The following is a 2264-nucleotide window of genomic DNA, read 5'->3' on the forward strand; positions in this document are numbered from 1 at the left end:
GCCAGTAGCCGTTGCAGCCGTCGACGCACAACGGCGGCATCGCGCCCTGGCGCACCTGATCGAAAGCCTGGACCACGCCGACCATGCCCTCAGCCCGTGGGCTCAGGCGCAACAGGTCAGCGCCACACGCGACCAGGCCGGGGTAATCGGCGAGCAAGTTGGTGACATCGGCCGACATCGTCTGAATCCCGTTCAAGGTGAACAGCGGCTGCCCTTCCTGGCTGGTCAGGGCCATGCCATCGGGGTAGTTGATGCAACAGAACTGGCAATCGTCCTTGGGCCGGTTTTCCGCCCGGGCGGTGAAGCAACGGGCCGAGTACGCCAGCGGCAAATGCCCGTAGGCGAAGATTTCCACTTCGGGCAGCGGCCGGCCGAGTTCGCGCACCTGCTCCAATACATCGGCGATCAGGCTTTGCGAGCACTCCACCGGCGGCACCCAACGCTGCATGCCCGCATCGAGCAATTGCACCAGGGCGTGGCCGTTGTACAGGTTGAGCGCCGGGCCACCGACAAAGGGCAGCTTGCGCTCGATCAGCAACTGCACCGCGCCCATGTCGTTGGCCTCGACCAGCACCTCGCCGTTGTCGCACAGGCGGCGCAGGCTCGACAGCTCGGAGGCGGCTTCGATCAAGGTCAGGCTCGACAGCACGATCTGCGCCGGGCTGCACGACTGCAACTCGCGGCCTAGGCCCAACCATTGATCCAGCGAAAACGCGCGGCGTTTCGAGCACACGGTTTCCCCCAGGTAAATCACGTCCAGGGGCAAGCCGGCCATGTCTGAATAGAAGCGCCCCAGGTGTTCCTTATCCCAATAAAACAGCACCGGTCCCAGGCTGAGTTTCATCTGTAATTCCTCACTGCCATGCGCGATGGTAAGCACCCAGGGTGGTCTGGCTGCCTTCGGAAAGTCCGGCCAGCACCTGGCGCCACTGGTCCCTGACCACAAAATTGGCCGGGGCGCTGCGGTGGGCGTCGAGGGCGGCACGCCAGACTCGGGTGACTTGTTCCACATAGGCCGGGCTGCGTTGCCGGCCTTCGATCTTCACCGCTGCCACGCCAATGGCGCTGAGTTCGGGCAACAGGTCCAGGGTGTCGAGGCTGGTCGGTTCTTCCAGGGCGTGGAAGCGCTTGCCGCCGACCAGGAAACGGCCTTTGCACAAGGTCGGGTAGCCGGCCGGTTCCTCCGGGGTGTAGCGGTCGATCAGCACTTCACTGAGGCGTGCGCTGAGACCATCGGCGTCGTCGCTCCAGCGCACCGCCTTGGCCGGCGAACACACTCCGCACAGGTTGGGCGACTCGCCGGTGATATACGACGACAAGTGGCAACGCCCTTCGGCCATGATGCACAGGCTGCCGAAGCCGAACACTTCGATCGGCACCACATTGCTCGCCGCCACCTGCCGCACTTGGGCGAGGGACAGCACCCGAGGCAGCACCGCGCGAAGAATGCCATAACGTTCGACGTAGAACTTCAACGCCGCCGCATGGGTGGCCGAGCCCTGCACCGACAAGTGCAACGCCATTTGCGGATGGCGCGCAGCGGCGTAACCGAGCACACCGGGGTCGCCGGCGATCAGCGCATCCACGCCATGATCGGCCGCGCGGTCGACGGCGCGCTGCCAGCGTGACCAGATCTTCGGTTGCGGGTAGGTGTTGACCGCCACATACAGCTTGCGCTGGTGCTGGCGGATATGGGAGACGGCGGCGTCGAACTGTTTGTCGTCCATGTTCAGCCCAGCGAAATGCCGGGCATTGGTGTCATCGCGAAAACCGACATACACCGCATCGGCGCCTTGGCGCACCGCGGCTTTCAGCGCAGGCAGGTTGCCTGCCGGGCAGACCAGTTGCATGGAGACTCCTCATTGAAACTCGGCGAAAGACAGGAAAGGCACCGGTGCGTCCTTGAGCAGCAGTTGCTCGGGCTCGACGATCACCAGGCCATCGGCCCAGCAGGCGGCGGTGAGCATTGCCGAGCTTTGCTGGGGGTGCAGGACGGCGCGCAATTGCCCATCCACACCCGGGCTCAAGCGCGCGCGCAGGTACTGGCGGCGCTTGTTGGGGGTGGACCATTCAAACCCGGCCGGCACCTGGATCGGCACCGGCAATACGCGCTCGACACCCTGGGCGCGCAACAGGAACGGGCGCACCACCACCAACGTGGTGATCAGCGCGGCGGACGGGTTGCCGGGCAGGCCGATCCACGGTTTGCCCGCGACTTCGCCAAACGCCAGGGGCTTGCCGGGCTGGATCGCCAGGCGCCAGAA

General features: G+C 65.2%; 2 protein-coding genes and 1 pseudogene. All 3 read right to left on the reverse strand.

Annotated features, from left to right (window positions below; all coding sequences use genetic code 11):
- The coding region (locus L9Z73_RS29350; RefSeq protein ID WP_247408375.1) for a U32 family peptidase at positions 1–844 on the reverse strand (844 nt) is incomplete at its 3' end.
- 10 nt (positions 845–854) lie between these two features.
- Positions 855–1850, reverse strand: a complete 996-nt coding sequence (gene ubiU, locus L9Z73_RS29355; RefSeq protein WP_247408376.1) for a ubiquinone anaerobic biosynthesis protein UbiU — start codon at positions 1848–1850, stop codon at positions 855–857.
- 9 nt (positions 1851–1859) lie between these two features.
- Positions 1860–2264: pseudogene (locus L9Z73_RS29360) on the reverse strand (molybdopterin molybdenumtransferase MoeA); the annotation flags it as partial.

The sequence above is a fragment of the Pseudomonas emilianonis genome, assembly GCF_023072625.1.
GTDB classification, from domain to species: domain Bacteria; phylum Pseudomonadota; class Gammaproteobacteria; order Pseudomonadales; family Pseudomonadaceae; genus Aquipseudomonas; species Aquipseudomonas paraveronii.